This is a genomic window from Exiguobacterium sp. s149 (assembly GCF_018618395.1).
In the GTDB taxonomy this organism is placed as follows: Bacteria; Bacillota; Bacilli; order Exiguobacteriales; family Exiguobacteriaceae; genus Exiguobacterium; species Exiguobacterium chiriqhucha.
In genome coordinates, this window is record NZ_JACSLZ010000004.1 from 121,365 (window position 1) to 147,891 (window position 26,527).

The window sequence follows — 26,527 nt, forward strand, 5'->3', positions numbered from 1 at the left end:
GAGGTGGATTCTCGTTACAGATTATGAAGATAAGACACGTTCGCTCCAACCTGTCGGATCGTTTCGCCAGTCACGTAAGGAAGCATATTCTTCTTTACTGATGATTCGCTTCTTGACGGCAACGTCGAGCAAATCCGAAAGTGTAATCAGTGCATGCGCCGTGAAGCCGGAGTCTAACAGATTGATGGCGAGGCGGCTCAGACTGTAGGAGAAAATCGCTTGAATCTTGACGACTTCCCCGCCGGCTTCCTCAATCGCTTTGGCGGCCTCGATGCTCGACGAGCCGGTCGACAACAAGTCTTCAATCACGACGACACGAGCCCCCGGTTCAAACCGGCCCTCGATTTGATTCCCTTTCCCATGTCCTTTCGCACTCGAACGGACGTAGACGAGCGGCAACCCGAGCCGGTCGGCGACAAGCGTCGCATGGGGAATTCCCGCTGTCGCTGTCCCGGCGATGACGTCGACATCGAGCGGACGGATCACCTCAACGAGCGCGTCGATGATGAGGTTGCGGACGTCAGGATAGCTGAGCGTCAAGCGATTGTCACAATAAATCGGACTCTTCATCCCGCTCGACCACGTATACGGATTTTCTGGTGATAGGGTCACGGCCTCGATTTGTAATAAAGCTTCAGCGATTTGTCTCATAAGTTCGACTCCATTCTTGTAAGTAGTATGCATAGGCAGCGTTCGGGTCTTCGGCCCGGGTGATCGGTCGGCCGACGACGATGGCCGACACACCGGCGTCACGAGCCGCTTTCGGCGTGGCGATCCGGACTTGGTCGTCCGCTGTCTCGTTCATGCGGATACCGGGCGTCACGGTCAAAAATGACGAGCCGAGCGCTTGGCGAATCGAGTGGGCCTCATGCACGGACGCTACGACTCCGTCGAGCCCGGCCCGGTCGGCCATGGAAGCCTGGCGAAGGACGGCCTGTTCCAATCCCCCTTCGATGTGTAGCTCTTCGGCGAGCATTTGTTCATCGGTCGACGTCAACTGGGTGACCCCAATCAATTTCGTCGTATCAGTCACCTCACGTAAGCCGTCCAAGGCGTAACGCATCATCGTCTCGCCGCCGAACGTATGGACGTTCGTCAACTCGACGCCGAGGCGGCCGATTTGACGGAGCGTCCGCCGTGCCGTCTCCGGGATGTCATGAACTTTGACGTCTAAGAAGACCGGGTACCCGCTGTCGACGAGTTGCTCGACAAAGCGGCCCCCTTCCCGATAGAACAGTTCCATCCCGACTTTGACGGCCGGTTTTTGTTCGATTCGTTCCAATAAACGGAACGCGTCGGCGCCCGTTTCGACATCAAGCGCGAGATACAGTCTGTTCATAAGCTTTCCCCCTGATGTCTAAAATATGATCAATCCCAAGTTCGTCGAGTCGTCCTGGTAACGCTTCGATGATTTCCTGACAGACGTAAGGATTTTCAAAATTGGCCGTTCCGACCGCGACTGCCGAAGCACCCGCATAAATGAACTCCAAGACGTCGTCGACCGTCCGCACGCCGCCCATCCCGATAATCGGGATATCGACGGCCTGGGCGACCTCATAGACCATCCGAATGGCGACCGGTTTGATGGCCGGTCCAGACAAACCACCGATGCGATTGGCGAGAATCGGCTGCCCGGTCGTGACGTCGATGCGCATCCCGACGAGCGTGTTAATCATCGTGATGCCATCGGCCCCGGCCGCTTCGACCGCTTTCGCCATCGCTGTGATTGACGTGACGTTCGGTGACAGTTTGACGTATACCGGTTTTGTTGACGCCGCTTTGACGAGTCGGGTCAATTCCGCCGCCATGTCGGGATCGGTCCCAAATTGCATCCCGCCGCACTTCACGTTCGGGCACGAGATGTTCAGTTCGAGCGCCTTGATGGTCGGGTCGGCACTGAGCTCTCGCGCGACACGAATGTACTCTTCGGGCGTCGAGCCGGCCACATTGGCGATAATCTCGGTATCGAACGCGGACAAGAACGGTAGTTTGTGTTCGATGATGGCGTCGACACCCGGGTTTTGAAGGCCGATGGCGTTCAACATGCCTTGTGCCGTCTCGGCGACCCGCGGCGTCCCGTTGCCGAATCGCGACTCGCCTGTCGCCGCCTTAATCATGATTCCGCCTAACATCGATAAGTCATAGAGTTTGGCGAACTCTTCCCCGAATCCGAAACAGCCTGATGCTGGCATAATCGGATTCTTTAACTGTAAGCCTGGCAAATCGACGTGAAGTCTCATAGCGTCACCTCTTCTGCCCGAAATACCGGTCCGTCACTGCACACTTTGACGTAACCGCTTGGCGCTTCGCACACGCAAGCGAAACAAGCGCCGATGCCACACCCCATCCGATTCTCAATCGAGATATAGCGCTCTTCGATGTGTGACGCGGCGACCGCTTTCAGCATCGGTTCCGGCCCGCAGCTGAATAAGACATCGGCGTCGACCCGCGCAAGCGGACCTGTCACAAATCCCATTTCTCCATACGTTCCATCGACCGTCGTGATGATCGTCTCCCCAAGTTCACGGAACGCGTCTTCATAAAAAATGCTCGTTTTCGTATCAAACCCGAGAATTGCTACCGTCTCGATGCCACGGGCGGCGAGCAGGCGCCGCGTGTAGTAGAGCGGCGGCACCCCGATGCCCCCACCGACGAGCACGACCCGTTTACCCGTCTGTTCGAGCGGGAAACCGTTGCCGAGCGGTCCGAGGACGTCTAAGACGTCTCCCGTCCGACGCGCGGCCAAATCTGCCGTCCCACTGCCGATCACTTTATACAGGAACGTGACGACGTTGTCTTCGACGTTCGCGACCGAGAGCGGCCGGCGCAACAGCTCTGACGTCTTCACATGGAAGAACGTGCCCGGCGCAACGGCCTGCGGTGCGATCTCGATTTTCATCTCCATCGTCGCCGTCGCAATCAATCGGTTCGATAAAATGGTCGCGAGTTGTCTCATACGGTCACCCCGAATGTCGTGAAGGCCGGTAAACTCGTCGTTTGGAACGACAGGCTCTCGATGACTTGGAGCAGCGCCTCGACCGTGTCGAGCGACGTCAGGCAGAGCACCCCTTGCTCGGCCGCGGCCCGACGGATGATGAACCCGTCTTTCGTCGCAAGGGCGTCACGCGTCGTCGTGTTCAAGACGATATCGACTTCCCCTCGTTCGATGACGCTCAGCATCGTCTCTCCGGCCTCATTGATTTTCCCGACCGGGTGGACCGGCAAGCCATTTGTCGAGAGCGCATGCGCCGTGCCAGACGTGGCCATCAGGCGGAATCCGAGTCGGTTGAAACGGCGGGCGATGTCGAGCGCCTCTTCCTTGTCTTGGTCGGCGACCGTCAACAGGACGTTCCCTTTCAAGGCGATCGTCATGCCGGCGGCGACGAGTCCTTTATATAACGCCTTTTCGAGCGTGCGGTCTGTCGCCATGACTTCACCGGTCGATTTCATCTCCGGCCCAAGTGATGGGTCGACTTCTTTCAGTTTCGCGAAACTGAATACAGGGACTTTGACCGAAATCGCGTCCGCTTCCGGATGCAAGCCGGTCCCTAACCCGAGGTCTTTCAAACTCGTTCCGAGAATCGTCTGCGTGGCGATGCGTGCAACCGGAAGGCCCGTCACTTTCGAGATGAACGGGACGGTCCGGCTCGCCCGCGGGTTGACCTCGATGACGTATAAGTCGTCCGCGTAGACGAACTGGATATTGAGCAATCCTTTGATCCGGAACGCTTTGGCGAGTTTAATCGTGTAATCGACGACTTTCTGTTTTAACGCTTCGCTCAACCGCTGCGGCGGGTACACGGCAATCGAGTCGCCCGAGTGGACCCCGGCCCGTTCGATATGTTCCATGATGCCCGGGATGTAGACGTCCGTCCCGTCACAAATGGCGTCGACTTCAATCTCGATGCCCGTCAAGTAGCGGTCGATCAGGACGGGACGGTCTTTCGAGGCGACGACGGCGTGGCGCATATACCGCTCGAGCTCCGAGCGCTCATAAACGATTTCCATCGCCCGGCCGCCGAGGACGTATGATGGGCGGACGAGTACCGGATAGCCAAGCATGTCGGCACACGCGACGGCCTCTTCTACCGTGACCGCCGTCTTGCCTGGAGGCTGGGCGAGCTGTTCGGCCGAGAGCGTCGCTTCGAACGCTTTCCGGTCTTCGGCGCGGTCGATGTCTTCAAGCGATGTCCCTAAAATCTGGACCCCTTCTGTTTCGAGCGAGGCTGCCAAGTTGATGGCCGTCTGGCCACCGAACTGGACGATGACGCCGAGTGGCTGTTCGTTGCGGATGACCTCGAGTACGTCCTCGGTCGTAAGCGGTTCGAAGTAGAGTCGGTCCGAGATTGAGAAGTCGGTCGACACCGTCTCCGGGTTGTTGTTAATGATGATCGCTTCATAACCTGCGTCACGAATCGTCTGAATCGAGTGGACGGTCGCGTAGTCGAACTCGACACCTTGACCGATGCGGATCGGGCCCGAACCGAGGACGAGAATCGACGGCTTGTCCGTCTTCACGGCCTCGTTCTCAACTTCGTACGTCCCGTAAAAGTATGGTGTCTCCGAGGCGAACTCAGCCGCACACGTGTCGACCATCTTGTACACCGGACGGATGCCCCAGTCGTTCCGAAGCGTCGTCACCGTCTCCACGTTCTCGTTTACGATGCGGGCGATCATCTTATCGCTGAACCCGAGACGCTTCGTTTCGACGAGTCGTTCTTTCGTGAGCGGCTCAAGCCGGAGCGTCTCTTCATGTTGCCAAATCCGTGCGAGTTTCGATAAGAAGAAACGGTCGATTTTGGTCAGCTCATGCAACTGTTCCGTCGAATAACCGCGACGGAGTGCCTCATAAAGCATCCAGAGTCGCTCATCCGTCGGCGTCGTCAACTCGCGATCGAGCTCATCCGTCGTCAATTGTGCGAGCCGCGGTACGGCCAAGTCTTCTGTCCCGAGTTCAAGCGAACGGACAGCCTTAAGGAGCGCTTCCTCCAAGTTGCGGCCGATCGCCATCACTTCCCCGGTCGCTTTCATCTGGGTGCCGAGCCGGCGGTCAGCCGTCTCGAACTTATCGAAGGCGAAGCGCGGAATCTTAGCGACGACATAGTCGAGCGCCGGTTCGAACGAGGCGTAACTCGTCTCCGTCACCGGGTTCTTCAATTCTGACAACTTGTATCCGACCGCTACTTTCGCAGCCAACTTGGCGATCGGGTATCCCGTCGCTTTCGAGGCGAGCGCCGAACTGCGGGAGACACGTGGGTTGACCTCGATGACGTAGTACGTGAAGCTGTCCGGGTCAAGGGCGAACTGGATGTTGCATCCCCCTTCGATGCCGAGAGCGCGGATGATGTCGAGTGAGACGCTGCGGAGCATCTGATAGTCGCGGTCCGACAGTGTCTGCGTCGGAGCGAAGACGATCGAGTCGCCCGTATGGACCCCGACCGGATCAAAGTTTTCCATCGCACAGACGATGATGGCCTGGTCGCTCGAATCGCGCATCACTTCATACTCGACTTCTTTCATGCCGGCAATCGATTTCTCGAGCAACACTTGTGTCACTGGACTCGCTTTCAGTCCTGATTCGACGAACTGTTCGAATTCATTCCGGTCATGGGCAATCCCGCCACCGGTTCCTCCGAGCGTGTACGCCGGACGGATGATAATCGGATAGCCGATCCGGTCGGCAAAGCCCCAAGCCGACTCGAGCGACTGCACGATTTCGCTTTCCGGGACCCCGTGGCCGAGCTTATACATGAGGTCGCGGAACTGTTCCCGGTCCTCAGCTTGTTCGATGGCCGATAATTTTGTCCCGAGCAATTCGACGCCGCAATCTTCAAGCACACCGCGACGATCGAGTTCCATCGCCAAGTTGAGGCCGGTCTGGCCGCCGAGTGTGGCCAGGAGCGCGTCCGGTCGCTCTTGACGGATAATCCGTTCGACGAACTCCGGTTCGAGCGGTTCGATATAGACACGGTCCGCCGTCGTCGGGTCCGTCATGATTGTCGCCGGGTTCGAGTTGACGAGGATGACTTCATATCCTTCTTCTTTCAAGGCAAGACACGCCTGGGTACCAGCATAGTCAAATTCTGCCGCCTGTCCGATGACGATTGGGCCGGATCCGATTACAAGGATTTTCTGAATATCTGGTCGTTTTGGCATGTCACATTCCTACTTTCTGTTTGTTTTCTTGAACGAGTTGTATGAAACGGTCAAATAAATCGTTGGCGTCGTATGGACCCGGTGCCGCCTCGGGATGATATTGGACCGAAAACGTCGGATGATGCAGATGCTTCACACCTTCGACCGTGCCATCGTTGACGGCGCGATGCGTGACGACGAGTCCTGTCGTCGCGAGTGACGCTTCATCGACTGCGTAGCCGTGGTTTTGGGACGTGATTGTCACCGCTCCGGTCTCTAGTTCGACCACGGGATGGTTGGCACCGCGATGACCAAACGGGAGTTTGAACGTATTGGCACCGCTCGCGAGTGCGATCAACTGATGGCCGAGACAGATTCCGAAAATCGGGAGTGTCGGCATGAGGCGCTCGATGAGAGGTAACGCCGTCGGGACGTCTTTCGGGTCCCCCGGTCCGTTCGACAGCATGACGCCGTCCGGCTCATAGCGCATCACTTCTTCTGCCGTCACGTCGTGCGGCAAGACGACGACTTCACAGTCGCGTTTCACGAGTTCACGCATGATGCCGAGCTTCGCGCCGAAATCGATGAGGGCAATCCGTGGGCCGCTGCCGGTGCTGACATACGCCCGCTTCGTCGAGACACGCTCGACTTGATTGGTCGGCAGGAGAACATCGAAGCGGTGTTTGACCGTCTCCCACGTCGAGTCGCCGTCGACCATGACACCGCGCATGACGCCGAGTGAGCGCAAGTGACGCGTCAACATGCGTGTGTCGACTCCTGCTAGACCCGGGATGTTGAAGCGTTTGAGCGTATCATGAAGCGTCGCGGTCGAGCGGAAGTTCGACGGTGTGTCGCACACTTCTTTGACGATGAGCCCTTTCGCCATCGGAACGGTCGTCTCAAAATCTTCGCGGTTGACGCCATAGTTCCCGATCAACGGATTCGTCAACACGATGAGCTGGTCGCAGTACGATGGGTCAGACAACATCTCTTGATACCCGGTCATTCCGGTCTGGAAGACGACTTCCCCGATCGTCTCCACACTTGCACCAAACGCTGTTCCTACAAATGAAGTACCGTCCTCAAGCCATAATGTTCGTTTCATCGAATCTCCCCTTATATACGATTTTTCCAGCCACGATGGTCATGACCGGCCAGCCAACTAGTTTCTTCCCAGCGAACGGTGTGTTCTTCCCTTTCGAGCGGAACGTCGTCGGATTGACGACCCGCTCCGTCTCAGGGTCGATGAGGGCGAGGTCCGCCGCTCGGCCGACTTCAACCACACCGTACGGCAACCCGAACACGTCGCTCGGTCGTTTCGTCATCCACTCGATGAGCGCCGCCTCTTCCATCTGTCCCGTTTTGACGAACGTCGTGTACAAGAGCGGGAACGCCGTTTCGAAACCGGTGATCCCGAACGGGGCCCGTTCCATGCCGGCCGCCTTCTCCTCGGCCGTGTGCGGGGCGTGGTCGGTCGCGATCATATCGATCGTGCCATCGAACAAGCCCTCGAGTAGCGCCTCCCGGTCGTCCGCGCTCCGGAGCGGTGGATTCATTTTAAAGTTCGGGTCGAGGCCCGGGATATCGTCTTCACAGAGGACGAGGTGATGCGGGGTCACTTCGGCCGTGACCCGGATACCGGCTCGTTTGGCGTCGCGGATGACGCGCACCGACTGTCGTGACGAGACGTGGCAGACGTGATAGTGACAGCCTGTCTCTTCGGCGATCAAGACGTCCCGGGCGATATGGATGCTCTCGGCGAGGCTCGGGATGCCTTGGATGCCATGTTCTTCACTGAACCGGCCTTCGTGGACCGAACCGGCCTTGAGCGTATTGTCCTCGCAGTGGGCGACGATCGCCTTGTCGAGTCGTTTCGCTTCCCGCATCGCCGCACGCATCATTGCTGCCGATTGGACGCCGACCCCGTCGTCGGTGAAGGCGAACGAATCGGCGAGCGAGGCCATGTCGACTTGCTCGGTGCCGAGCTGTCGTTTCGTGATGGCGGCGTATGGCAGGACACGCACGATGGCGTCTTGCTCGATTTTTGCCAACAGCTGGTCCATCGTGGTGCGGTCGTCTGGGACCGGACGCGTGTTCGGCATCGCACAGATTGTGGTGAATCCGCCGGCCGCAGCCGCCTCTGTCCCGGTCTTGATTGTCTCTTTCTTCTCCCCACCCGGTTCGCGCAAGTGGACGTGGACATCGACGAGTCCCGGGATGAGTAGCATCCCTGTCGCATCGATCACTTCGTGTCCTTCAGTCGTGCCGTTATAGTCGACCGAGCGGATTTCGCCGTCCTCAATCAATAGCGTCGTCGTCCGTTTCGTGTTCCCGTCATACCAAGTTGCGTGTTGAAGTATCATAATTGTCCCCCTAATGCTCGATTTAAGATGGCCATCCGGGCGTAAACGCCGTTCGTCATCTGTGGAAAGATACGCGACTGCGGATGTTCGATTAAACTGCCGGCAATCTCGACGTCCCGATTGACCGGGGCCGGATGCATGATGATGGCTTGCGGTTTCATCCGCTCGACGCGTTCCGGCGTCAAGCCGTAGCGTACATGGTAATCTTCTTTCGAGAAGATATCGCCCATGATGTGGCGTTCGTGCTGGACGCGCAACAACATGATGACGTCACAGTTGGCCAACACGTCGTCGAGGTCACGATGCTCGAGCCCCATCGACTCGTCCCACCAGGAGGCGGGGCTGCAGCCGACGACGTTCGCACCGAGCCGTTTGAGCACCGAGGCGTTCGAGCGGGCGACACGGCTATGGACGAGGTCGCCGCAGATGGCGATATTCAATCCCTCGAACGTCTTGAACTCTTCAAAGATCGTGACGAGGTCGAGGAGTGACTGGGAAGGATGTTCCCCGCTCCCGTCACCGCCGTTCAACACCGGGATATTCAATGTTTCGACGAGTTCATGATAGTATCCCGACTCCGGATGGCGGATGACGAGGGCATCGACCCCAATCGCCTCGAGCGTCTTGCACGTGTCGTAGAGCGTCTCACCTTTCGTCACCGAAGACGTCGCCACGTCGAACGGGATTTCCTGGACCTTCAAATGCCGTTCGGCCATTTGAAACGAATTTTTCGTTCGCGTCGAGTTTTCAAAGAATAAATTCGCGACCGTCTTCCCATCGAACAATGGGGGCATGTTCCCTTGTTTATAACGGAGCGACTCCTCGATCAAACCCATAATCTCGTCGAGGGATAGCGTGTCCAAGCTGACAAAATGCTTCGGTTGTTGTTTGATGATGTTCATGTTCGTCTCCTCCTTTTATGTGAAGGCAAAGAGAAAAGGCGTCTCTTCACCTACGTGAAGGGACGCCTTTATCTGGGCAGAACACACCCAAATAAACGAGCCTTCACTTTGCCGACCTCACGGGATCGAATTAAAAGTTACTTGCTTGTCGTGTGTCTTCAGTTGTTTCAGCAGCAGGTTCTTCCACGCTTTCCGCTTTTGGCAAGAAGGCGTTCAAGAGAATCCCGACGACCGTTGCGAGCGCCATCCCTTGGACCGGGAAGCTGCCGAGTTGTACCATCGCCCCACCAAGTCCGATGACGAGGATGACCGAGGCGATGATGAGGTTGCGTTTCTCGGCGAGATCGACGTTGCTCTCGACCATCGTCCGGAGACCATTCGAGGCGATGACCCCGAACAAGAGAATCGAGATGCCGCCTTTGACCGGGTTCGGAATCGTCGAGATGAACGCTTCGACGTGTCCGAGGAATCCGAAACTGATGGCCATGAGTGCCGCTCCGGCGATGACGTAGACGCTATACACTTTCGTGATAGCCATGACCCCGTTGTTCTCACCGTAAGTCGTACACGGTGGACCACCGAGTGCCGAGGCGACCGCTTTCCCGACCCCATCGCCGAGGAGGGTCCGATGGAGACCTGGGTCTTTCATCGTCTCGCGGCCGATGATTTTCGACGTGACCATCTGATCGCCGATATGTTCCGTCATCGTGACGAGTGCGACGGGGACGATGGCGAGGAGTGCCCCGACTTGCCACATCGGCATGTAGTCGACGAACACCATCGTGAAGTCAGGCAGTTGGAACAAGCTCGCTTGTCCGAGCGCCGAGTAGTCGATGATTCCGAACAGTGCGGCGATGAGGTAACCACCGATGATGCCGAACAAGATCGGGACAGCGCCCCATACTCCTTTGAGCGTCGTCATGGCGAGAATCGTAATGCCAAGCGTGAGCAACGCGACGGTGATGAACGTTCCGTTGTACGCCCCGTCTTTATTCATCGACATGTCGATGGCGACCGGTGCGAGCGATAAGCCGATGACCATGATGACCGGACCGACGACGACCGGCGGCAGCAAGCGTAGCAACCAGTTCACGCCGGTCTTATAGATGATGAGCGAGACGACGCCGTAAACGGAACCGGCGATGATGCCTCCGAACAAGGCGGCTTCGACACCCCATTGTTGGCTGACGGCGATAATCGGCGCGATGTACGCGAAGCTCGATCCGAGATAAGTTGGGACTTTGAATCGTGTGATGGCTAGGAATGAGAGCGTGGCCACACCGGAAGCGACGAGGGCGACGGACGTGTTCAACCCCGTCAAAATCGGGACTAAAATCGTCGCTCCGAACATGGCGAAGACGTGTTGCAGGCTGAAGAGCAGCCATTGCGGTAAGTGAGCGGGACGCTCGTGGATGTTGAGGATGGGTTTCATATGTGGTTCTCCTTCCTGGCCTCTCTGGACCACCTTAAAGGTTTTTTGATTATTGCTGTTTGATGAATACTTCGTCGGTCGCATCGACTTCACTGAGTCTGACGACGACTTGTTCCGACTTCGACGTCGGGACGTTCTTGCCGACAAAGTCGGGGCGAATCGGTAACTCGCGGTGCCCGCGGTCAATCAAGACGGCGAGCTGGATATAATCCGGACGTCCGTGGTCGACGAGTGCGTCCATGGCAGCCCGCACTGTCCGGCCTGTATAAAGGACGTCGTCAATCAAGACGACCGTCTTGCCGTTGATATCATGCGGTAACTCGGTCGCTTTCACTTCCGGGTCGAGTGATTTCTTTGATAAGTCATCCCGGTAGAGCGTGATGTCTAAGTTGCCGAGGGCAATCGGTTTGCCTTCGATTTCTTCGATTCGGCGGGCGAGCCGGTCGGCGAGCGTCTCGCCTCTGGTTTTAATCCCGACGAGTACGACGTTGTCCGTCCCTTTGTTTCGCTCGATAATCTCATGGGCGATTCGGGTAAGTGCGCGGCGGATGGCCGCTTCGTCTAAAATCGTGGAACGTTTCAACTAGTTCCCCCCTCTCACAAATTATATAAAAAAAGAAGACTTCCTCATCCGGCTGGAAAAGGAAGTCTTCATATGTGAGGGCAGACCTCTGCCTCAAATAATCGACGTGTCGTGGCCGCGGCCACAATCCTTTCACAGCCTCTCTGGACTGGGTTTAAAGGTGTTATGCTTCCTAGACTATAAATCGGAATCGGTTGAAAGTCAACGCGTTTTCTCGATTTTGTCTAATTTGGCAAGCTCCGCCTCGAAGTCGGCTGGGAGTTTCGCCTCGAATTCGAGCCATTCGTTCGTGCGCGGATGGAAGAAACCGAGCGTCGCCGCGTGGAGCGCCTGACCGTTCAATTGAATCGTGCGGCGTGGACCGTATTTCGGGTCACCAGCAAGCGGATGGCCAATATAACGCATGTGAACGCGGATTTGGTGCGTCCGTCCCGTCTCCAATTTACACTCGACGAGCGTGAAATCTTTATACCGCTCGAGCAGACGGAAGTGCGTGATTGCTTCTTTCGCGTTCTTGTCGGTCACCGTCATCCGTTGACGGTCGTTCGTGTCACGCCCGATTGGCGCTTCGATTGTCCCGAGTTCATGGGCGACTTCGCCGTGGACGAGGGCGATATATTCACGCTTGATTTTACGATCCTTCAACTGGCTCGCGAGCGATTCGTGGGCCACATCGTTTTTCGCGACCATGAGGAGACCGGTCGTGTCTTTGTCGATGCGATGGACGATGCCTGGACGTTTGACGCCATTGATGCCTGACAAATCGTCACAGTGGTAGAGGAGCGCGTTAACGAGCGTCCCTGACGTATGGCCGGCCGCCGGATGGACGACCATGCCGCGTGCCTTATTGACGACGATGACATCCTCGTCCTCATAGACGACGTCGAGCGGGATATTCTCAGCTAACACTTCGAGTTCGACGGCATCTGGGACCGTCACGACGATTTCGTCGCCTTCTTGCAATTTATAGTTCGGCTTGACGATCTGTCCATTGACGAGCAGGTCTCCCGCCTTGATCCAGTCTTGGATTTGCGAACGTGACCAATCACTTTGTTCGCTCATCCATTTATCGATACGAGCCTTTTCTTCGGCGACAAATGTGTAAGTTTCCATTACGATTGTCCCCTTTCTTTGTTTAATTTTTCTTCGAACAAGACGCCGATGATCATAAAGATGACCCCGAACGTGAGCGCCATATCGGCGACATTAAAAATGGGAAAGTTGTATCCGAACGGGTACGTGTCGACAAAGTCGACGACTTCTCCGCGGAAGAGACGGTCGATAAAGTTCCCGATGGCACCGGCGAGTAGTAACCCGACGCTATAACCGAGCAAATCGAACCCGTTCACTTCTTTATGCAAGAAGTAAATCAAACCGACGACGACGATGGCCGTGACGATAAAGAAGAACACCATCTGCCCTTCGAGCATGCCCCAAGCCGCACCTTTATTACGGTAAGACGTCAAATAAAGCAACCCAGGGATGAGTTCAATCGACTGTCCGATTGTCATCGTCTGGACGACGATCCATTTGGTCACTTGGTCGAGCAAAATGAGGAAAAGTGCTAATCCGTAGTAACGTTTCATCAGATTCTCCTTTCAAGTCATAAGAAACCGGAGTGGACGATCGCCACTCCGGTCCGGCTTATGCGATGACTTCTGTACAACGCGGGCAAAGCTCTGGGTGCTGTTCGTCTTGACCAAGCTCGGTCGAGTACGTCCAGCAGCGGGCACAAGCGGCACCATCAGCTTTCAAGACGCTGATTTCGGCTGTCGCATAATCGACATCAGCCGAGTCGACGTAATCAAGCTGTGACACTTGTAGCAATTGGCGCACGTTGTCGATCGTCTCGAGCAACTGTTTCGTCTCACCTTTCGGCGCGACGAGCAACTTCGCTTCGAGCGGTTTCCCGATCAATTTCTCACCACGTGCAATCTCGATCGCTTTCAAGACGTCGTCACGGAACGTGAGGAACTTCGACCATTTCGCAAGCAACGCCTTCTCGTCTTCCGACAATGCCGCCACTTCGTCAAGGTCCGTCAAGAAGACGCTATCCGCTTGTTTCGCCGGCACTTCTTGCCATACCTCATCCGCCGTGTGCGGAAGGATTGGGGCGAGCAATTTCGTGAGCGTGACGACCGTGTCATACATGACCGTTTGAACGGCACGACGACGCGCGTCATCTTCGCGCTCGATATACAGGATATCTTTCGTGAAGTCGAGATAGAATGACGACAACTCGTTGACACAGAAGTTATGGCTCAAGTGATAGACGGCCATGAAGTCGAACGTGTCGTATGCTTTGACGACTTTCGCTTGAAGCTGTTTGAGTTTTGTCGCCATGAAGCGGTCCGCTTCCGGCATGTCTTCGAACGCGACACGCATCGACGGGTCGAATCCGTTCAAGTTACCGAGCAAGAAGCGCAACGTGTTGCGGATTTTCCGGTATACTTCCGACACTTGTTTAAAGTTATCGTGTGACGCGCGGACATCTGACTGATAGTCGACCGACGACACCCAAAGACGGACGATTTCTGCTCCGTACTGTTTGACGAGGTCGTTCGGTGCAATCGTGTTACCGAGTGACTTCGACATCTTGCGTCCGTCTCCGTCGAGAACGAAACCGTGGCTGAGCACGTTGCGATACGGCGCTTTGCCAGTCGTCGCGACAGCCGTCGAGAGTGACGAGTTGAACCAGCCGCGGTATTGGTCCGATCCTTCAAGGTACAAGTCGGCCGGGCGGCGCAAGTTGTCGCGCTGTTCGAGTACGCCCGCATGTGACGAACCTGAGTCGAACCAAACGTCCATGATGTCGAGCTCTTTACGGAACTCGCCGTTCGGGCTGTTCGGGTGTGTGAAGCCTGCTGGCAACAAGTCTTTCGCTTCGCGCTCGTACCAGACGTTCGATCCGTGTTCATGGAACAAGTTGGCGATATGTTCGATCGTCTCGTTCGTGATGATTTCCGTTCCGTCTTCGGCATAGAAGATCGGGATTGGAACACCCCAGGCGCGTTGACGGCTGATGACCCAGTCCCCACGGTCACGGACCATGTTGTAAAGACGTGTCATGCCCCATTCCGGCACCCAGTTCACTTCTTCGATTTCACGGAGCATATCGGCCCGGAAGTCTTTGATTGAGGCGAACCATTGCGGAGTCGCGCGGAAGATGACCGGTTTTTTCGTACGCCAGTCGTGCGGGTACGAGTGTTTGATGAATTTCAAGTTGAGCAAGTAGCCGTTCTCTTCGAGCTTCATCCCGATTTGTTTGTTCGCGTCTTCATAGAACAAGCCTTCGAAACCTGGCGCCTCATCCGTCATATAACCACGGTCGTCGACCGGGCACAAGACGTCGAGTCCGTACGCTTGTCCGACACGATAGTCGTCTTCCCCGTGTCCAGGTGCCGTATGGACGAGACCTGTCGCGTCAGCCGTGACGTGATCGCCGATCATGACGAGCGAGGTCCGGTCGTAGAGCGGGTGTTGCGCCGTCATGTACTCGAACTCACGTCCGTTCCAAGAACCGCTCACCGTGTAATCCGTCCACTTGAGTGCCGTCGTCACTTCTTCCACGAGCGATTCGGCGACGATATACCCTTTGCCGTCATGCTCGATACGCGTGTACGTCAACTCGTCGCTGACCGCGATCCCGAGGTTGGCTGGAATTGTCCACGGTGTCGTCGTCCAGATAACGAAATGATCGGTCGTCTGAAGAACGTCTTTCCCGTCGACGACTTGGAACGCCACGTAAATGGCCGGTGACTTCTTGTCGTAATATTCGATTTCTGCCTCTGCGAGCGCCGATTCAGAAGAAGGTGACCAATAGACCGGTTTCTTCCCTTTATAGATGTAGCCCTTTTCGGCCATCGTCCCGAAGAGACGGATTTGAGCCGCTTCGTATTCTGGGAGGAGCGTGATGTACGGGTTGTCAAAATCAGCGAGCAATCCGAGGCGTTTGAACTGTTCACGTTGCGAGTTCACTTGTTCCATCGCATACGCTGCACACTTCTCACGGAACTCGGCGACCGTCATTTCTTTGCGGTTGACACCCGCTTTTTGTAGCGCGTTCTCGATTGGGAGACCGTGTGTGTCCCAGCCCGGAATCATCGGTGACTGGTAGCCGTTCAATGATTTGAAACGGACAATGATGTCTTTCAATACTTTGTTGAGCGCGTGGCCCATATGGATGTCACCGTTCGCGTACGGAGGTCCGTCGTGAAGGATGTATTGCGGTTTCCCGGCGTTTTTCTCTTGGACGCGGTTGTATAGGTCCATTTGTTCCCAAGCCTCATGCATCGCTGGCTCACGTTTCGGCAGATTTCCGCGCATCGCGAATTCTGTGTCAGGCATCAATAGTGTGTCTTTGTAGTTCATTGAAACTCCTCCTGCATCTTTTTTTGACAACAAAAAAACCCGCCCCTAATAGGGACGAGTTGGTCGACTCGCGGTACCACCCTACTAATCTCAGGGAAAACCCCGAGACCGCTCTTGGTAACCGATAACGAGGTCAGGCGGTCGCGCTTACTAACTTCAGCCCGACACTCATAGGGGATACCGATAAAGTCTTTCTCTTAGGCTTGCACCTTCCCTAAGTCGCTTCGTAGGTATGACTTTATCGACGTGTCCTAATCGACGTATTGTGTATTATCCGTGATGTTTTGTTGGTATGACTTCGTCGTCATTATACGCAAGTTCGGTCGTATCGTCAAGAACCGTCTGGACCGGCGGCTCCCCGACAATCGTGTCCCATTCAGTGCTGTTCAAGAGCTCCATCTGAGCATCGACGAGGACGCGGAACCTGGTCCGGTACAATTCGACTTTCTTGAGCATTTGAATGACTTCACGTTCGGCGAGTTGCTCTTTGCGTGACGCTTCTTCCTCACGGGCGAGCGCCTCGCGTTCGGCTTGCTTCAAAATGAGACTCGCTTCCTTGGCCGCGTTCGTCTTCACTTCTTCAGCTGCCTCTTGGGCGACGATAATCGATTTGTTCAACGTGTCTTCCATCGAGGAGAAGTAGTCGATACGGGCTTGCATATCGTTGACGAGCTCTTCGTACCTTCTATTCTCACGAATCAATAGTTCAAATTCTTTAATGATTTGATCTAAAAATTCATTGACCTCATCGATATCGTACCCGCGAAAACGAGTCGAGAACTCTTTATTATGAATATCAATCGGTGTCAACGCCATTCGACTTTCCTCCTAAGTTCAACGTATGATGCCATACTGGATTTTTATTTTCTCACGCTTTGTCGAGCCGAGAATCGCCGTCAGTTTGACACGGCCATACCCTCGGATCGAGACCAAATCGTCTGGTTCAAGGATGAAGCTCGGATCATCAATCGGTTTATGATTCACTTTACAGTCTCCATGTTTGACGAGCGCCTGCGCTTTTTGCCGAGATAAACCGAGCACTTCGCTGACGACCGTGTCAAACCGGAGTGATGAGACGATACCGAACTCCTCGCTCCATTTGACTTCAGGTACGACGAGCACAGCCTCAGGCACCACTTCGGAGATGCGAATCCGAGCCTTGCCGACCCGATCGACGTTCATCTCGATGAAACTAGCCGCGTCACGCGTCGTGGCGAACTGGGCGATGCCATCATCAAGGACGACGTCGCCAAACTTCTGTCGCTTCAACCCGGCGTTCAAGAGCGTTCCCGTCACTTGACGGTGCGTCAATTCGACGAACTTGGTCGGATAGTCGATTTGACGAATCGCAATCTCGAAATCGTTCGGATCGAGCTCGTAATAATCCGGAGCCAGGATCAGACGACGCCGTTCCGCGCCGACAAATCCGCCATCCTCGTAAATCGCGAGCTGCTTTCCGACGAGTTGCCGGACGATTTGTTGCTCGCGTGGATCTAAAAAGTCCGTCACTTTCAACATATAGTTGTCCTCGACTTGTTGAACCCAATCGAGCACTTGCTCGATAAATGCCCGTTCGTTCGGTCGATAATGATCGAAGACGCTCATTTAAATACCGAAAATCGCACGCACTCCAAATTGCGCCATCCGTAGCACAAATAAAGCGACGATTGGGGAGATGTCGAGCATCCCGCCGATTGGTGGGATGATGCGACGAAACGGATTCAAAAACGGTTCGCAAAGATACGACAAGATTTGACCAAACTTTGATTCACGCGCATTTGGGAACCACGATAATAAAATATAGGCAATCAAGACCCAACTATAATATCCAAGTAATGTAACGATCGTGTTGCCTAACGCAGGTATAGCATTTTCCATTCAGTTACCACCCTTTACTATTGAGTTCGTCCTCCGAAATCAAGTTCGAGATCGACCCCGTCAACTCGATGTTGTTCGGAGTACATAGAATCGTGTTATGTCCAATCGACGTCATCGTCCCTTCTAACGCATAGACGACACCTGACAAGAAGTTGACGACTTGACGAGACTGCTCTTTCGACATCCGTTGAAGGTTGACGATGACGGCCCGGTTTTCTTTCAACTGGTCGCTGATATCTTGGGCTTCGGCGAATACACGCGGCTCGGCCAAGACGACTTTTGAACGTTCTTTCTTCTTCGTGTTCAACGCGACGATATTGTTCGATGTTTTCGGACGGTCCTCAGTTTTGACGATTGCCTCCGTCATCGGTTGTGTCTTCGTTTCGGCGACAGCATACTCGTCTCCTTCGAACTGGTTGTTCGGATCTTCCTCGAGTCCAAAGAAGTCCTTCATTTTGTTTTTGATTGACATAACGGATTCCTCCTTAAAATATATTATTGCACAAGTACGGTTCCAATACGAACAAACGATGCGCCTTCTTCAATCGCCAACGTGTAGTCATTCGACATACCCATCGACAGTTCGGTACACGGTGCATGCGGATAAGCATGACGCGCGACGTCATCGCGCAATTGTCTCAAGTTTCGGAACGTCTCCCGAATCACCGTCTCGTCCTCTGTGAACGGGGCCATCGTCATCAAGCCGATGATCCGCACGTGAGGATACTGTTTACAGTTCTCGATGAACGGGATGACTTCCTCTTTTTCAAGACCATGTTTTGATGCTTCGCCCGATACGTTCACTTGCACGAAACAATCGATCACGCCTTGGGCACGTTTATTGATCTCTTCAGCGAGCGAAAGGCGGTCGAGCGAATGAATCGCTGCCACATGGTCGATAATTTGTCTCACTTTACGTGTCTGCAGGCTGCCGATGAAATGAAACTTGGCATCAGGCGGCAATTGCTCGACTTTTTCAAGCAATCCTTCAGGACGATTTTCGCCGAAGTCGCGGATGCCTTCTGCATAGAGGGCGTTCGCCACGTCGGGACCGACCGATTTCGTGACCGCGATGAGCGTCACCGCTTGATCGGTCCGATGCGCGTCGATCGTCTGTCTGACTTGATTCACATTATTGGCTATACTCACGATTTCTTCTCCTTGACGAGGACGGCCGCAAAGCGACGCTTGGCGTCTCCGTTCCGATACGAGAAAAAGGTTTGATCAGAAACGGTCGACAAGTTCGATTGGGTAACCTCGATATTTCGTTCCACAGCGAGCGTCTCATTCACTCGTTGCAGGGATAGACGGGCGTGGCCTGCTCGTTCGTCCATGACCGATGACGCATACGCAGCCGGTGAGACCGCTTCGACCGCATCCAGGACGCGGCGGTCGACCTCATAATGCTCGGCTGTGATGGCTGGCCCGACGAACATGTCGATCGCTTCGGCCGGAACACCGAGCGTGGCGAACGCATCCGTCATCGCGGCGACAATGTTCCCGACCGTCCCTTTCCAACCGGCATGCGCCACACCGATGACGCCATGGTGCTCGGCACAGAAGAACAGCGGGACGCAGTCGGCAAAGACGAGGGCGAGTGGCAACGCGTCGGCCGTCGTGATGAGACCGTCCGTCGCCGGAATCGTCTCGTCATAGCGATAGGCGCCTCTGCCGCGGTCGGCGTCGCCGACGACTTCAACGTTCGTCTGATGGACTTGGTCGGCCCAGACCGAATCCGCGAGGGCGAGACCCGCCGCGTCAAAGAAGTACTCCCGATTGGCGACGACCTGTTCTGCGTCATCGCCGACGTGGAGTCCGACGTTGCCTTGATTATGTCCGTCCGTCCGGGTCGTCACATAAGCCTGATAGCGATACGTCTCGGTTTCCCATGTATGTAACAGTCGCATATGATTCTCCTTTTTTAGAAAAAGGGGATGCCGAGAACCGGCACCCCCTGTTGTTTAGTTACGGCGTTGTCTTACGAACGCTGGGATGTTGATCGTCTCGTCTGGGACGTCCCCACCATAGACCGGTCTATGGAAGTTCCCTTCATCTTGTGGCGCAGCTTCTTGCGCTTTCGGTTGAGCCTCACGGTTCACTTCAGCTTCCGGTTGTTTCTTCGGTTGCTGAAGGAACGGGTTCGTCCCTTGCGCTTCTTCTGCGAATTCAGTTGCAATCACGGTAACGATAATCTCGTCGTTCAAGTTTTCGTTGATGACGGAACCGAAAATCAAGTTCACTTCTTCATCAGCGGCACTTTGAACGATTTGAGCAGCTTCCGTGACTTCGTACAAGCTGAGGCTAAGTCCGCCCGTGATGTTCATCAAGACACCTTTCGCGCCTTCGATTGAAGACTCGAGAAGTGGAGATGAGATGGCTTTCTTCGCTGCTTCAACGGCACGGTTCTCGCCAGTGGCGACACCGACACCCATGAGCGCCGAACCTTTTTCAGTCATGATCGTCTTGACGTCAGCGAAGTCAAGGTTGATGAGACCAGGAATGGCAATCAAGTCCGTGATCCCTTGGACACCTTGGCGAAGGACGTTATCCGCTTCACGGAACGCTTCGATCATCGGCGTGTTGCGCTCGACGATTTCAAGCAACTTGTCGTTTGGAATGACGATGAGTGTATCAACTTTTTCTTTGAACGCTTGAATCCCGTGTTGGGCGTGTTGCATACGTTTGCGTCCTTCAAACATGAACGGTTTCGTGACGACACCAACTGTGAGCGCTCCGATTTCTTTTGAAATCTCGGCGATGACAGGTGCTGCTCCCGTTCCGGTTCCTCCGCCCATTCCAGCTGTGACGAAGACCATATCCGCGCCATCGAGCGCTTCAATCAACTGCTCACGGCTCTCTTCTGCCGCTTTTTTACCGATATCCGGATTAGCGCCGGCACCGAGGCCACGCGTCAATTTCGCTCCGAGTTGAAGCTTCACGTCCGCTTTCGACATGTTGAGTGCTTGCGCGTCCGTGTTGACGGCGATGAACTCGACACCTTGTACTCCGTGCTCGATCATGCGGTTGACAGCGTTTGAACCGCCGCCCCCGACTCCAATTACTTTAATTTTTGCTACGGCGTCAATCGCCTCATCAAAGTACATCATTTCAGGTATCCCCCTACGTAATTTCCAATTGTTAACACAACGTCAAATTTACACGCCAAATAATTTTTCCATTAATCTACCGAAACCGTTTTTCGTCTCGCGGTCGTCCTGAACCACATTATCGTCGTGGTCATGGTCGTTCCCGGATTGAGACGCGCCGTCTGGTTTTGCGACGGCTACACGGTCATCCGGCTTTTCAAGTCGTGACTTCGAGACGTGGTGATCGCTCATAAGCACGTACTTGAGGACGCCGACCGCGGTCGCGTATTTCGGATGTCTGACGCCAATCGACGATGGCTGATACAGTCTCGTCTTTTGACCCATGACACGAGTCGCTAGTTCTTGGATGCCAGGTAAAGCAGCGGCCCCACCACAGAGGAGATAGCCTCCGCTGAGCGTTGGAACGCCTACCTTTTGCACTCTATTCAACACGAGTGTGAACATTTCCTCTATTCTTGCCTCTAAAACGTAACTAATTTCTGATTGCGGTTCGAACGTGACTTCCCCGTTGATGTTCGTGAACGAGAATCCTTCTGAGACGTCTGCCATCTCTTCAAGGGCAAGTCCGTATTCTTCTTTCGCCACTTTGGCGTCTTGGTATTTGCAATTGAGCTTATACACCAAGTCGCGCGTCATATGATCGCCTCCGACCGGAAGGATATATGAGTAGACGAGGTCGCCTCGATAGAAGACCGAGACGGTCGTTTTTTCATGTCCGATATCGACCAAACCGATGCCAAGATCGATTTCATCGACCGATGCCGCACTCATGCCGAGCGCCAAGTTGCCGAGGACGAAACCTTCTAGTTTCAATCCTGCCCGTTCGATGGAACGACGAATGCTATGTAAAATCGTCTTCGAACCGGTCACCATCTTACCGTGCATCTCTAAACGGTAACCGAGCATTCCGCGGGGATCGACGACACCTGTCTGTTGATCGACCGTGAAAGAAGAAGGAATAACATCGATGACGCTCATCTCATCCGGCAAGCGCATAACTTGCGCCGAATTGATGACTTCGATGACGTCTGTATCCGTAATTTCTTGGTCTTCTCGTTTGACTGATGCAATTCCATGACATGGGGCGATTTGGATATGTTCCCCTTCGATGGCAACGTATACCGACCGAATTTGATCACCTAGCGCCGCTTCGGCATGTTCAACGGCTTGCTTGATGGCTTGAACCGTCTTATCGATGTCGACGACGGCGCCACGTTTTACTCCTGCAGACGGGGCACACCCCTCCGCCAAAATGTTAAGCGTTCCCCCGAGTAATTCACCCACGACGAGCTTAATTTCTGACGTTCCTATATCCAATGCGGCCACATAACCATTCGCTTCCAAAAGGGAAACACCTCCGCGCTTTAATTTCTGTGATTGAATTCCGTTACATTGTTACAGATATCCAAAAATATTGTTAGGTCCGGCAAGATATCTCACGTCTAAGTTTACAACAAATAAGATAGTGAGAAAAGGTAGAATCCTACAAATTACGCAGTTTTGGGGTGTCAATTCGATTACAATCGATAAAAAAACAGCCCTTATGTGTCTAAGGGCTGTAAAAATTCAGATTATTCTTTCGGTTTTTCGTACGGGACGAAATAATATCCACCATCCATAACGACGGTTCCGCGTTGTCCTTTTGGAATGTTCTCATAGATTTCGCCGTATTTCGATACCGTTTGACTGAGCTTGAACGTCGGCGTCTGAATCGTGTTACCGTCGTTCATATAAATCTCATATCGCGTCGGTTCGCCTTTCTGTTTCGAGAAGACGATTTCTGACATTCGGGCCCGCATCGCGTCATCGACTTGCTCGAGTTCACTCGCGATTTTCTCGAGTTCCGCCGAATCCGTGAATTCACGCAACAACGGACCATCTTTTAGTTTCGCTGGATCCGTGATTGACCCGGTCGGATGCAACGAACCATCAGCGAGGACGACGACTTCCTCTTCGTCCGTTCGAGAGTAAGCAATCATTTTCTCTTCTTCAACGTCAATCGTCACGACGTTATACCAAGAACGGTCGACGTTGACATCTTTCACGCCAGGCACTTTACGAAGTTCCTGTTCAATCCCGTTCGGCGAGACTTGAACAATTTTCGTGGACGTGTCGATGTCCGTTTCGGCGAGCACATACGCTTCTGTCAACCAAGACAGGCCGTTCACGTTCACCGCTTTCACATCAGACACCGATGTCTGCATATATACGACGAGCGCAATCAACACCGCGAACAACAACAGGATGGTCGACAACCGTCGGTTCGCTTTCTTACGGCGTTGATCTTTCATATACGGGATCCGGTCTTCCAAACTACGAACGGTATTCTGACGTGTCTCCATGGCTACTCTCCTTTTATCCGCGGACTTCTTCGACGAGGTCGGCGAGCGACTCCGCGGCGTGCGGGAATCCTAACCGTTTCGAGGCTGCGGCCATCTCATCGTGATGGGCCAATACATGCCGGATTGAGCGGACGAGCGATTCGCCCGTCAAATCCCCTTCTTTAATCAGTTCGGCCGCACCGCTCTCGACGAGCGCCGAGGCGTTTTTCGTCTGATGGTCAGCCGTCACGTACGGGCTCGGAATCAAGATGCTCGGTAAACCGAGCGCCGTCAATTCCGAGATGGTCGAGGCACCGGCCCGTGACACGACAAGACTTGCACAAGCGAGCAGTTCGGGCATGTCGTAAACGTACGGCAACACGTGGACGTTATCGGCTTTCGGCGCCTTCGCCACGACGTTGTCATAATGGACGTTCCCGGTCACGTAGAGCACGTTCACCGGTTCGCTCGCAAGCTCCGGGATGGCCTCGATGACGGCCCGGTTGATGGCCTCGGCTCCACGGCTACCGCCATAAATCAAGACGATTGGACGTTCATCGATACCGTACTCGGCCCGGACGGCGGCTTCATTCACCGTCGTCTTCAACACTTCGCTCCCGCGCGGGTTACCGATGACACGGACGTTTGCATCGGGGAACTGTGATTCCGAACCTGCGAACGACAAGGCGACCCGGTCGGCTTTCTTCGATAAGAATTTGTTCGTCAAGCCCGGGATGCTGTTCTGTTCATGCAGAATCGTCGGGATGCCGAGTTGTTGTGCGGTGAAGACGACCGGACCTGAGACGAATCCGCCCGTGCCGATGACGACGTCCGGACGGAACGTCTTCATCTCTTTACGCAACATCAGGACGGATTGGACAAACCAATAGGCCGTCTTGACGTTGTCTAGCGACAACGACCGTTTGAGCCCGGCGATTCGAATCGATTTGAACGGCACACCAGCGCGTGGAACGAGATCGGCCTCGAGACCGTTCTCAGTGCCGATGTAGAGCACCTCGAGGTTCGGATGGCGCTGTTTGAGCGTATCAAGGAGAGCGAGTGCCGGGTAGATATGGCCACCCGTTCCTCCACCAGAAATCATGATTTTCATCGATTGGCCTCCTCATATGCATGGACGAGGCGGACAAAATGTTCGCCGCGCTCTTCAAACGTCTTATATTGGTCCCAGCTCGCACAGGCCGGTGACAATAAAATCACGTCGTCTGGGGCTGACTGTTCAAATGCGAGCGGTACGGCTGCGTCGAGCGTATCGACCGCGAACGATGGAATCTGCTCGGCTTCACCGAGTGCTTGGAAACGCCCTGCCGTCTCACCGTACGAGATGATGGCTTTGACGCGTCCGAGCGCCGGAATGAGTGAATCCAATTCGGCTCCACGTTCAAGTCCCCCACACACCCAAATGATCGGGGCATCGAATCCGCTCAATGCCGCTTCGGCCGCCACGTTGTTCGTCGCTTTCGAGTCGTTATAAACCCGGCGTCCGAGCACTTGGCCAAGACTTTCCGTTCGGTGGGCCACGCCACCGAACGTGCGCAACACACGATCGATATGTTCGGCCGGGATATCGAACGGTTCGACGAGCAACAAGGCCGCCAACACGTTCTCCACGTTATGGGCCCCGCCGAGGGCGAGATCCTCGACCCGGATGACCCGCTTGCCGTGCAACGTAATCCAGCCGTCGGTGACATGCGCATCCCCGCTGTCGTAACCGAACGTCGAAGCATCGAGATCGGCCGGGACGCGTTTCATCACTTCGGTGTCACTGCCCTTGACGACGACACGGTCTGTTGCCGTCATGTTCCGGAACAAGTTCCCTTTGGCGTCGGCATACGATTCGAAGTCACCATGATAATCCAAATGCGCCGGTGACAAGTTCAACAGTGCCGCCGCTTGCGGATGGAACTGTTCGACGCCCATCAGTTGGAAGCTCGATAGTTCGATGACGATGATGTCGCCCTGCTTCGCTTTCGATGCGACTTCGATTGCCGGGAAACCGATATTCCCTGCCACATGGACAGGACGACTTCCTCCTTTGAGCAATTCATGGACGAGCGTGGTCGTCGTCGTCTTGCCGTTCGAGCCGGTGATGGCGACAAACTTGGCATCGGTCGCCAAGTAGGCGAGTTCGACTTCGGTATAAATCGGGATCTTCCGCTCAAGCGCTGTTTGAAGGAGCGGGATGTGATACGGGATACCCGGGTTTTTGACGATCACGTCCGTCGTGTCGAGCAATTCGAGCGGATGGGCACCGAAAACACCGTTGATGCCGAGCGCTTCGATTTTCATCCGTTCTTCCGTTGACGGTTCGCTCCCGGTGTTGATGGTCACGTTCGCGCCGACATTTCTTAAGTAAGCGGCCGCGGCGATGCCGCTCCGTGCCGCGCCGAGTACGAGAACTCGTTTATCGTTCCACTGTTGTTGCATGTCTTCCACCATCCATTACATGAGTAGTAACGACAAGACTGCCGTGATTAAGCTAATTCCACCGAACGTCAAGACGATGCGCCATTCTGACCAACCGACCATTTCGAAATGGTGATGAATCGGGCTCATCTTAAAGATTCGTTTGCCCGTCGTTTTAAACGAGAGCACTTGCAAGATGACGCTGAGCGTTTCGATGACAAAGATGATTCCGACGAAGACGAGCAACAGCTCGAGCTTGAGCATGAGCGCGAGGCCGGCGACCGCACCACCGAGGGCGAGCGATCCCGTGTCACCCATAAAGATTTTCGCCGGGTATTTATTGAAGACGAGGAAACCGAGCAAGGCGCCGACCGCACTGAAGGCGAACCAAGCGATGCCCACTTCGTCTTGCCCGAGGGCATAGATGCCGAAGAAAGCGAACGTCGGGATGGCCGAGAATGAGACGAGACCGTCGAGGCCGTCCGTCAAATTGACCGCGTTCGAGAAACCGACGAGCCAGAAGATGACGATGGCGACATAGAACCAGCCCGTATCAAACGCGATCGAAGTGAACGGGATTTGAATCGTCGTATCAAGTGCCCCACCGAGTGAGAGGAACCAAACGAACAAGACCGAGACGACGATTTGACCAATCAATTTCTGAAGCGACGTCAAACCGAGGTTGCGTTTGTTGACGACTTTGATGTAGTCGTCGAGGAAACCGATCACCCCGAAGGCGAGGGTCACGAACAAGAGCGTACCGAACCCGGCGACGGCTTCACCGAAGACGACCGAGACGAGAAAACCGATGACGAGGGCGAGCAAGATGACGATGCCGCCCATCGTCGGCGTGCCTGATTTCTTTTGGTGCCAACCCGGACCTTCGTCACGGATTTCTTGGCCAAACTTTAAGTTACGAAGTGCCGGGATGGCCCGCGGCATGACTACCAATACGGTCAATAACGAACTGATTAAGACGATTAAACTGATTAACATGTTCGTACCTCACTA

At 54.7% G+C, this 26,527-nt stretch carries 25 protein-coding genes; all 25 read right to left on the bottom strand.

The annotated features are described in order from the left end of the window. Positions 1–21: 21 nt before the first annotated feature. Complete coding sequence (pyrE, locus tag KNP81_RS07245) at positions 22–651, bottom strand: orotate phosphoribosyltransferase (protein ID WP_214719468.1); 630 nt, start codon at positions 649–651, stop codon at positions 22–24. Further along, on the bottom strand, positions 635–1,339 hold the full coding sequence (pyrF, locus tag KNP81_RS07250) for an orotidine-5'-phosphate decarboxylase (protein ID WP_214719469.1): 705 nt from the start codon (positions 1,337–1,339) through the stop codon (positions 635–637). The genes pyrE and pyrF overlap by 17 nt, the downstream gene beginning before the upstream one ends. Further along, positions 1,314–2,240 carry a dihydroorotate dehydrogenase gene (locus KNP81_RS07255; RefSeq protein ID WP_214719470.1) on the bottom strand — a complete coding sequence of 309 codons (927 nt, stop codon included), beginning with the start codon at positions 2,238–2,240 and terminating at the stop codon, positions 1,314–1,316. The genes pyrF and KNP81_RS07255 overlap by 26 nt, the downstream gene beginning before the upstream one ends. After that, positions 2,237–2,956 carry a dihydroorotate dehydrogenase electron transfer subunit gene (locus KNP81_RS07260; protein ID WP_214719471.1) on the bottom strand — a complete coding sequence of 240 codons (720 nt, stop codon included), beginning with the start codon at positions 2,954–2,956 and terminating at the stop codon, positions 2,237–2,239. The genes KNP81_RS07255 and KNP81_RS07260 overlap by 4 nt, the downstream gene beginning before the upstream one ends. Next, on the bottom strand, positions 2,953–6,156 hold the full coding sequence (carB, locus tag KNP81_RS07265) for a carbamoyl-phosphate synthase large subunit (protein WP_214719472.1): 3,204 nt from the start codon (positions 6,154–6,156) through the stop codon (positions 2,953–2,955). Before carB ends, KNP81_RS07260 begins: the two co-directional genes overlap by 4 nt. Position 6,157: 1 nt before the next feature. After that, on the bottom strand, positions 6,158–7,240 hold the full coding sequence (locus tag KNP81_RS07270; protein WP_214719473.1) for a carbamoyl phosphate synthase small subunit: 1,083 nt from the start codon (positions 7,238–7,240) through the stop codon (positions 6,158–6,160). Continuing rightward, entirely contained in the window at positions 7,218–8,498 is a 1,281-nt protein-coding gene (locus KNP81_RS07275) for a dihydroorotase (RefSeq protein WP_214719474.1), read from the bottom strand. The genes KNP81_RS07270 and KNP81_RS07275 overlap by 23 nt, the downstream gene beginning before the upstream one ends. Continuing rightward, on the bottom strand, positions 8,495–9,400 hold the full coding sequence (locus tag KNP81_RS07280) for an aspartate carbamoyltransferase catalytic subunit (protein ID WP_214719475.1): 906 nt from the start codon (positions 9,398–9,400) through the stop codon (positions 8,495–8,497). Before KNP81_RS07280 ends, KNP81_RS07275 begins: the two co-directional genes overlap by 4 nt. Positions 9,401–9,530: 130 nt before the next feature. Further along, a complete protein-coding gene (locus KNP81_RS07285; protein WP_214719476.1) occupies positions 9,531–10,832 on the bottom strand; it encodes a uracil-xanthine permease family protein in 1,302 nt (433 codons plus the stop codon). Between the two features lie 49 nt (positions 10,833–10,881). After that, entirely contained in the window at positions 10,882–11,415 is a 534-nt protein-coding gene (gene pyrR, locus KNP81_RS07290) for a bifunctional pyr operon transcriptional regulator/uracil phosphoribosyltransferase PyrR (protein ID WP_021067057.1), read from the bottom strand. Positions 11,416–11,616: 201 nt separating this feature from the next. After that, entirely contained in the window at positions 11,617–12,528 is a 912-nt protein-coding gene (locus tag KNP81_RS07295; protein WP_214719477.1) for an RluA family pseudouridine synthase, read from the bottom strand. Beyond that, positions 12,528–13,001 carry a signal peptidase II gene (lspA, locus tag KNP81_RS07300; RefSeq protein WP_021067055.1) on the bottom strand — a complete coding sequence of 158 codons (474 nt, stop codon included), beginning with the start codon at positions 12,999–13,001 and terminating at the stop codon, positions 12,528–12,530. The genes KNP81_RS07295 and lspA overlap by 1 nt, the downstream gene beginning before the upstream one ends. 58 nt (positions 13,002–13,059) lie before the next feature. Next, entirely contained in the window at positions 13,060–15,786 is a 2,727-nt protein-coding gene (gene ileS / locus KNP81_RS07305) for an isoleucine--tRNA ligase (protein WP_058763332.1), read from the bottom strand. Between the two features lie 270 nt (positions 15,787–16,056). Then, positions 16,057–16,602 carry a DivIVA domain-containing protein gene (locus tag KNP81_RS07310; RefSeq protein WP_021067053.1) on the bottom strand — a complete coding sequence of 182 codons (546 nt, stop codon included), beginning with the start codon at positions 16,600–16,602 and terminating at the stop codon, positions 16,057–16,059. 18 nt (positions 16,603–16,620) lie between these two features. Next, on the bottom strand, positions 16,621–17,391 hold the full coding sequence (locus tag KNP81_RS07315) for a YlmH family RNA-binding protein (protein ID WP_214719478.1): 771 nt from the start codon (positions 17,389–17,391) through the stop codon (positions 16,621–16,623). Next, a complete protein-coding gene (locus KNP81_RS07320; protein ID WP_021067051.1) occupies positions 17,392–17,664 on the bottom strand; it encodes a YggT family protein in 273 nt (90 codons plus the stop codon). It abuts the gene before it with no gap. A gap of 4 nt (positions 17,665–17,668) precedes the next feature. After that, positions 17,669–18,136, bottom strand: a complete 468-nt coding sequence (locus tag KNP81_RS07325; protein WP_029595732.1) for a cell division protein SepF — start codon at positions 18,134–18,136, stop codon at positions 17,669–17,671. Between the two features lie 23 nt (positions 18,137–18,159). Further along, positions 18,160–18,813, bottom strand: coding sequence for a YggS family pyridoxal phosphate-dependent enzyme (locus KNP81_RS07330; RefSeq protein WP_214719479.1), 654 nt, complete (start codon positions 18,811–18,813; stop codon positions 18,160–18,162). Continuing rightward, positions 18,810–19,571, bottom strand: coding sequence for a peptidoglycan editing factor PgeF (gene pgeF, locus KNP81_RS07335; RefSeq protein ID WP_214719480.1), 762 nt, complete (start codon positions 19,569–19,571; stop codon positions 18,810–18,812). The genes KNP81_RS07330 and pgeF overlap by 4 nt, the downstream gene beginning before the upstream one ends. Before the next feature lie 54 nt (positions 19,572–19,625). Continuing rightward, complete coding sequence (ftsZ, locus tag KNP81_RS07340; RefSeq protein ID WP_021067047.1) at positions 19,626–20,771, bottom strand: cell division protein FtsZ; 1,146 nt, start codon at positions 20,769–20,771, stop codon at positions 19,626–19,628. Between the two features lie 48 nt (positions 20,772–20,819). Next, positions 20,820–22,115, bottom strand: coding sequence for a cell division protein FtsA (ftsA, locus tag KNP81_RS07345; RefSeq protein ID WP_214719481.1), 1,296 nt, complete (start codon positions 22,113–22,115; stop codon positions 20,820–20,822). Between the two features lie 227 nt (positions 22,116–22,342). Then, positions 22,343–23,113, bottom strand: a complete 771-nt coding sequence (locus KNP81_RS07350; RefSeq protein ID WP_214719482.1) for a cell division protein FtsQ/DivIB — start codon at positions 23,111–23,113, stop codon at positions 22,343–22,345. A 13-nt stretch (positions 23,114–23,126) separates the two neighbouring features. Further along, complete coding sequence (gene murG / locus KNP81_RS07355) at positions 23,127–24,203, bottom strand: undecaprenyldiphospho-muramoylpentapeptide beta-N-acetylglucosaminyltransferase (RefSeq protein ID WP_214719483.1); 1,077 nt, start codon at positions 24,201–24,203, stop codon at positions 23,127–23,129. Beyond that, positions 24,200–25,537, bottom strand: a complete 1,338-nt coding sequence (gene murD, locus KNP81_RS07360) for a UDP-N-acetylmuramoyl-L-alanine--D-glutamate ligase (protein WP_251130303.1) — start codon at positions 25,535–25,537, stop codon at positions 24,200–24,202. The genes murG and murD overlap by 4 nt, the downstream gene beginning before the upstream one ends. Positions 25,538–25,552: 15 nt before the next feature. After that, entirely contained in the window at positions 25,553–26,512 is a 960-nt protein-coding gene (mraY, locus tag KNP81_RS07365) for a phospho-N-acetylmuramoyl-pentapeptide-transferase (protein ID WP_214719485.1), read from the bottom strand. Positions 26,513–26,527 lie beyond the last annotated feature (15 nt).

What these genes read in the sequence shown, in the direction of transcription:
- KNP81_RS07295 (WP_214719477.1), bottom strand. Translation starts at nt 12,528, where the DNA reads ATGGAAACTTACACATTTGTCGCCGAAGAAAAGGCTCGTATCGATAAA.
- KNP81_RS07260 (WP_214719471.1), bottom strand. Translation starts at nt 2,956, where the DNA reads ATGAGACAACTCGCGACCATTTTATCGAACCGATTGATTGCGACGGCG.
- ileS (WP_058763332.1), bottom strand. Translation starts at nt 15,786, where the DNA reads ATGAACTACAAAGACACACTATTGATGCCTGACACAGAATTCGCGATG.
- KNP81_RS07275 (WP_214719474.1), bottom strand. Translation starts at nt 8,498, where the DNA reads ATGATACTTCAACACGCAACTTGGTATGACGGGAACACGAAACGGACG.
- murD (WP_251130303.1), bottom strand. Translation starts at nt 25,537, where the DNA reads ATGCAACAACAGTGGAACGATAAACGAGTTCTCGTACTCGGCGCGGCA.
- lspA (WP_021067055.1), bottom strand. Translation starts at nt 13,001, where the DNA reads ATGAAACGTTACTACGGATTAGCACTTTTCCTCATTTTGCTCGACCAA.
- pyrF (WP_214719469.1), bottom strand. Translation starts at nt 1,339, where the DNA reads ATGAACAGACTGTATCTCGCGCTTGATGTCGAAACGGGCGCCGACGCG.
- pyrE (WP_214719468.1), bottom strand. Translation starts at nt 651, where the DNA reads ATGAGACAAATCGCTGAAGCTTTATTACAAATCGAGGCCGTGACCCTA.
- KNP81_RS07320 (WP_021067051.1), bottom strand. Translation starts at nt 17,664, where the DNA reads ATGGAAAATGCTATACCTGCGTTAGGCAACACGATCGTTACATTACTT.
- KNP81_RS07280 (WP_214719475.1), bottom strand. Translation starts at nt 9,400, where the DNA reads ATGAACATCATCAAACAACAACCGAAGCATTTTGTCAGCTTGGACACG.
- KNP81_RS07270 (WP_214719473.1), bottom strand. Translation starts at nt 7,240, where the DNA reads ATGAAACGAACATTATGGCTTGAGGACGGTACTTCATTTGTAGGAACA.
- murG (WP_214719483.1), bottom strand. Translation starts at nt 24,203, where the DNA reads ATGAAAATCATGATTTCTGGTGGAGGAACGGGTGGCCATATCTACCCG.
- mraY (WP_214719485.1), bottom strand. Translation starts at nt 26,512, where the DNA reads ATGTTAATCAGTTTAATCGTCTTAATCAGTTCGTTATTGACCGTATTG.
- KNP81_RS07350 (WP_214719482.1), bottom strand. Translation starts at nt 23,113, where the DNA reads ATGGAGACACGTCAGAATACCGTTCGTAGTTTGGAAGACCGGATCCCG.
- KNP81_RS07255 (WP_214719470.1), bottom strand. Translation starts at nt 2,240, where the DNA reads ATGAGACTTCACGTCGATTTGCCAGGCTTACAGTTAAAGAATCCGATT.
- KNP81_RS07325 (WP_029595732.1), bottom strand. Translation starts at nt 18,136, where the DNA reads ATGTCAATCAAAAACAAAATGAAGGACTTCTTTGGACTCGAGGAAGAT.
- KNP81_RS07285 (WP_214719476.1), bottom strand. Translation starts at nt 10,832, where the DNA reads ATGAAACCCATCCTCAACATCCACGAGCGTCCCGCTCACTTACCGCAA.
- ftsZ (WP_021067047.1), bottom strand. Translation starts at nt 20,771, where the DNA reads ATGATGTACTTTGATGAGGCGATTGACGCCGTAGCAAAAATTAAAGTA.
- carB (WP_214719472.1), bottom strand. Translation starts at nt 6,156, where the DNA reads ATGCCAAAACGACCAGATATTCAGAAAATCCTTGTAATCGGATCCGGC.
- KNP81_RS07310 (WP_021067053.1), bottom strand. Translation starts at nt 16,602, where the DNA reads ATGGCGTTGACACCGATTGATATTCATAATAAAGAGTTCTCGACTCGT.
- KNP81_RS07315 (WP_214719478.1), bottom strand. Translation starts at nt 17,391, where the DNA reads ATGAGCGTCTTCGATCATTATCGACCGAACGAACGGGCATTTATCGAG.
- pgeF (WP_214719480.1), bottom strand. Translation starts at nt 19,571, where the DNA reads ATGCGACTGTTACATACATGGGAAACCGAGACGTATCGCTATCAGGCT.